The organism is Streptomyces telluris (genome assembly GCF_024519335.1).
Lineage (GTDB): Bacteria > Actinomycetota > Actinomycetes > Streptomycetales > Streptomycetaceae > Streptomyces > Streptomyces telluris.
In genome coordinates this window covers 1-377 of the sequence record NZ_JANIID010000101.1, presented here as the reverse complement: position 1 = coordinate 377, position 377 = coordinate 1, and the positions used below count along the sequence as shown (strand labels likewise).

Here is a 377-nt window from a genome sequence, read left to right as displayed (position 1 = left end):
CGCCGGCTGGAACTTCGGCGAAACCACCGAGGACTTCGCCGTCTCCTACGAGGTGGCCCCCGCGACGGCCGCGTTCCCCGCCGGCACCTACCGCAACATCTCGGGGAACCTGGCGCTGTCCTACGGGCTGATCGCCGCCGCCCGCCAGGCCGACCTGCCGCTCTACCTCGGCTCCTACCCGATCACCCCCGCCTCCGACATCCTGCACGAGCTGTCGCGCCACAAGAACTTCGGCGTGCGCACCTTCCAGGCCGAGGACGAGATCGCCGGCATCGGCGCGGCCCTCGGAGCAGCCTTCGGCGGCGCCCTGGCGGTGACGACGACCTCGGGGCCGGGTGTGGCGCTGAAGTCGGAGACGATCGGCCTGGCGGTCTCTT

Annotated in this window: 1 pseudogene; it reads left to right on the top strand. The window is 71.6% G+C overall.

The window, feature by feature from the left end:
- Window positions 1-377 (top strand): annotated as a pseudogene (locus NQU55_RS36280) (2-oxoacid:acceptor oxidoreductase subunit alpha); the annotation flags it as partial.